The organism is Zobellella denitrificans, from assembly GCF_002237365.1.
Lineage (GTDB): Bacteria > Pseudomonadota > Gammaproteobacteria > Enterobacterales > Aeromonadaceae > Oceanimonas > Oceanimonas denitrificans.
Genome location: NZ_NMUO01000154.1, coordinates 1 through 4,195, shown reverse-complemented (window position 1 = coordinate 4,195; position 4,195 = coordinate 1). Strand labels below are relative to the sequence as shown.

At 65.8% G+C, this 4,195-nt stretch carries 4 protein-coding genes; all 4 read right to left on the bottom strand.

Annotation, left to right across the window (positions count from 1 at the left end):
- On the bottom strand, window positions 1–1,058 hold a 1,058-nt coding region (gene folC / locus CGX12_RS18825; protein ID WP_094041408.1), incomplete at its 3' end, for a bifunctional tetrahydrofolate synthase/dihydrofolate synthase.
- Window positions 1,058–1,921, bottom strand: coding sequence for an acetyl-CoA carboxylase, carboxyltransferase subunit beta (gene accD / locus CGX12_RS18820; RefSeq protein ID WP_094041407.1), 864 nt, complete (start codon window positions 1,919–1,921; stop codon window positions 1,058–1,060). The genes accD and folC, both read right to left, overlap by 1 nt.
- Window positions 1,922–2,139: 218 nt before the next feature.
- Window positions 2,140–2,937, bottom strand: coding sequence for a tRNA pseudouridine(38-40) synthase TruA (gene truA / locus CGX12_RS18815; RefSeq protein ID WP_094041406.1), 798 nt, complete (start codon window positions 2,935–2,937; stop codon window positions 2,140–2,142).
- A gap of 93 nt (window positions 2,938–3,030) precedes the next feature.
- Window positions 3,031–4,155 carry a FimV C-terminal domain-containing protein gene (locus tag CGX12_RS18810; RefSeq protein WP_142995707.1) on the bottom strand — a complete coding sequence of 375 codons (1,125 nt, stop codon included), beginning with the start codon at window positions 4,153–4,155 and terminating at the stop codon, window positions 3,031–3,033.
- Between the last annotated feature and the right edge of the window lie 40 nt (window positions 4,156–4,195).

Below are 4,195 nucleotides of genomic sequence, written 5' to 3'. Positions count from 1 at the left end.
GCCAGATACCACGCATCCACCAGGGGCGACAGCGGCGCCAGGCTGGCGGCGATGTCCTTGTCCTTGAGCATGCCCACCACCGCCAGCCGCCGGCCGGACACCGGCAGTGCCGCCAGCCGCCCGGCGAGATAGGCCGCCGACTCGGGGTTGTGAGCCACGTCCACCCACAGCCGGGGCTCCAGTTGCTGCATGCGCCCGCTCAGGCGGGCCTGACGCAGGCCGGTGCGCACCGCCTCTTCGCCGATACGAAAGGGGGACAGGGCCAGCACGGCCAGGGCGGTGGCCGCGTTCATCACCGGCAGCGCCGGCAGCGGCAACCCCTCGAGCCGCCAGCCCAGCCCGTCGAAGGACCAGCTTCCGTCCTGCTGCGCCCAGCGGTAGTCCCGGCCGACGCAGGAAAGCGGCGTGCCGAGCCGCTCGGCCTGGGCCAGCAGGCTGGCGGGCGGCATGGGATCGCCGCACACCGCCGCCTTGCCGGTGCGGAAGATGCCGGCCTTTTCAAAGCCGATGGCTTCCCGATCCGGCCCCAGCCAGTCGGTATGATCGAGGGCGATGGTGGTGATGACGGTCTGCTCCGAGTCCACCACATTGGTGGCGTCCAGCCGCCCGCCCAGGCCCACCTCCAGCAGCACCACCTCCGGCGCCGTCGCCCGGAACAGCCAGAGCGCGGCCAGGGTGGTGAACTCGAAATAGGTCAGTGCCGTGTCGCCCCGGGCTTGCTCGACCGCGGAGAAGGCGGCACAAAAGGCCTCTTCGGACGGGCTCTCGCCATTGATGCGCACCCGCTCCCGGTAGTCGAGCAGGTGGGGCGAGGAATAAACCCCCACGCTGTGGCCGGCGGCGCTCAGCATGGCCTCGAGCAGGGCACAGGTGGTGCCCTTGCCGTTGGTGCCGCCCAGGGTGATCACATGGCTCGGCAGCCGGAGCAGGCCGAGCCGTCCGGCCACCAGGCCCATCCGTTCGAGCCCCAGCTCGATATGGGCGATGTTCAGGCCTTCCAAAAAGGCAAGCCAGTCCTGGAAGGACCGGCTTGTGATGGCATCGGTGGTGCGGTTCATCAGAACTCGGCCGGCTCCTGGTTCATCAGCTTGCCGATCAGGCCCGCCAGGCGATCGCGCATCTCGCGGCGATCGATGATCATGTCGATGGCGCCGTGCTCCAGCAGGAATTCGCTGCGCTGGAAGCCTTCGGGCAGTTTCTCGCGCACCGTCTGCTCGATGACGCGGGGGCCGGCGAAGCCGATCAGGGCCTTGGGCTCACCCACGTTGACGTCGCCCAGCATCGCCAGGCTGGCGGACACACCGCCCATGGTCGGGTCGGTCAGCACCGAAATAAAGGGCAGGCCGGCCTGGGACAGGCGGTTGAGGGCGGCGCTGGTCTTGGCCATCTGCATCAGGGAGAACAGGGCTTCCTGCATGCGGGCGCCGCCGGAGGCGGAGAAACACACCAGGGCGCGGTTTTCCGCCAGGCAGGTCTCCACCGCCCTGACGAAGCGCGCGCCCACCACCGAGGCCATGGAGCCGCCCATAAAGGAGAACTCGAAGGCGCAGGCCACCACCGGCAGCCCCTTGAGGGTGCCCTTGAGCACCACCATGGCGTCCTTTTCGTTGCTGGCCTTCTGGGCCGCGCTGATCCTGTCCTTGTACTTCTTGGAGTCCTTGAACTTGAGCACGTCCTGGGGCTCCAGCTCGGCGCCCAGCTCCTCGCGGCCGTCCTGATCCAGGAACTTGTCCAGCCGTACCCGGGCACCGATGCGCATGTGGTGGTCGCACTTGGGGCAGACTTCCAGGTTGCGATCCAGCTCGGCACGGTACAGCACCTGTTCGCAATTGGTGCACTTGGTCCAGACCCCTTCCGGAATATTGTGCCGACGCACACCGATGTTCTTGTTCTTGGGGAGAATTTTCTCAAGCCAACTCATGGAAATCCTTAGCGTATTGCATAGTTATCACGCAGTTTGATCAGGTTGGGCACCGCTGTCAACGGCATGGCGCCCGGGGTCCGGCAGCGGGCCGGCCCGACAACCTCGATGGCCATGGGATCCCCGAGCGGGGACGGGCCATTTTTCTGGCTGGCATTAAACCATATAACTGCATGCAGGTTGATAAAAAACTGGTAGTGGCGGCACTGGTCTTACCGCTATTCGACCAGGGTGTCGGGCAGCCAGAGGGGGCCCGGAGGCGCCTTGGGCAGACCGAATTCCTCCGGGTAGTCCACTTCCACCAGGTAAAGGCCGCCCGCCTTGGCGGTCACCCCGGCCAGGTTGCGGTCCCGCCCCTCCAGCACCGCTTTCACCCAGCCTGCCTCGGCCTGACCCATGCCCACCTGCAGCAGGGTGCCGGTGATGTTGCGCACCATATGGTGCAGGAAGGCGTTGGCCTTGATGTCCAGCACCACATAGTGGCCGTGGCGCCGGACATTCAGGTGCATGACGTTGCGATAGGGGCTGTTCGACTGGCACTGCACCGCCCGGAAGGCACTGAAATCCCGCTCACCCAGCAGGCACTGGCCCGCTTCGTGCATCTTGTCGGCATCGATGGAGCCGACATAGTGGCTGACGCCGCGACCGTGGATGGCGGGCCGCATATTGTGGTTGAAGATGATGTAACGGTAGCGTCGGGCGGTGGCGCTGAAGCGGGCGTGGAACGCCTCCCCCACCGGCTTGACCCAACGCACCGCGATGTCCGGCGGCAGGTTGGCGTTCATGCCCAGGGTCCAGGCCCCGGCCGGACGTTCGGCCTGGGTGTCGAAGTGCACCACCTGGTTGGTGCCGTGCACACCGGCATCGGTACGCCCGGCGCACTGCACCTCTACCGGATGATCGGCGATTTTTGAAAGGGCTTTTTCCACCTCTTCCTGGATGCTGGGGACTTCCCGTTGCCGCTGCCAGCCGTAATAGCGGCTGCCGTCATACTCTATGCCAAGGGCAATGCGCATAATCAGTTCCAAGGTCAAAAAAGGACGGCAATTATACCCGTTGACGCGGTAAATTGAAGAACCGGCCTCCGAGTGAGGCCGGTGGTGGGCGGGTTATCGTTTGGCCAGCCGCTGCAGCAGCTTGCGGGCGTCGGCCTGTTGCTCGGCATTGCCCTGCTCGATCACCTCGTTGAGCAGTTCGCGGGCGCTGTCGATGTCCTCGATTTCGATATAGGCCCGGGCCAGATCCAGCTTGGCCCCCAGGCCACCCTCGTCCAGATCGATATCAATATCCCGGCCGCGGCCCAGCACATCGGCATAGTCGTCCAGTTCGAGCTCCAGCTTGGGCTCGTAGTCGCGCTCAGGCCCCTCGCCGAGATCCGCCTCTTCCATCAGCTTGTCCACCGATACATAGGGTTCGCGAACGGGTGCTTGGGCCTGTCTGATCTCCTCCTGCGCCGGCGCCACGGCTTCCATGGCCACCTCCCGGTGTTCCCGCGGCGGCTCGGCCGGTTCGCCGGCATCGAACAGCAGATCATCGATATCGTCGTTCGAAACCTTGTTCTTGGTGTCTCCCCCCAGGGTCGACTCGTCATCGAACAGCATCTGCGACAGATCCGGCTCGGGCTCGGGTTCCTGCTCGGCCACCGTCTGCTGGCGCAGGGCTTCCTGCTCTTCCTGCAGTTGCTGCTCCTCGAGGAAGCGGGCAAAGGTGTCCTCGTCGATATCCCGCTCGCTCTCCCGGACCTCGGGCGCAGGCTCGAGGTCGGGCTCGGCAGAGGACTCGAACCGGGGAGTCGGCTCGGGCTCGGTGGTGGCGAACAGATCGTCAAATTCGTTGCGCTCGTCCATCATGGCCGAGGTGCTTTCGGCCAGCTCCCGCTCCTGCTCGGCCAGCTCCCGCCTGACCCTGTTGCGCCACCACAGGGTGAAGAGCGCCAGCAACAGCAGGGCCGGCAGGGTCAGCACCAGGGCCAGGTTGAGCGGATTGCGCAGCAGTTCATCCAGCCAGCGGCCGATGCCGGGAGAAGCCGCCGCGGGCGCAGCCCCTTCCCGCGCCATCTTCAGTTCGTTCACTTCCGCCGTCAGCTGACTCAGGCGCTGGCGCAACGCCTGGTTGTTGTCGGCCAGGGCCGCCAGTTGCTCGTTGGACATGGCCACCTGTTCGCGCAGCTCGTCCATCAGCCGAACCTGCAGCCGGGCCAGGGCCATTTCCTCGGCCTGCTCCGGCGCTGGCACAACCGCAGGCCGAGGAAATGGCCCTGGCCCGGCTGCAGGT

Bases quoted from the DNA above. Each gene is read 5' to 3' on its own strand.
- accD (WP_094041407.1), bottom strand. From the start codon at position 1,921: ATGAGTTGGCTTGAGAAAATTCTCCCCAAGAACAAGAACATCGGTGTG.
- truA (WP_094041406.1), bottom strand. From the start codon at position 2,937: ATGCGCATTGCCCTTGGCATAGAGTATGACGGCAGCCGCTATTACGGC.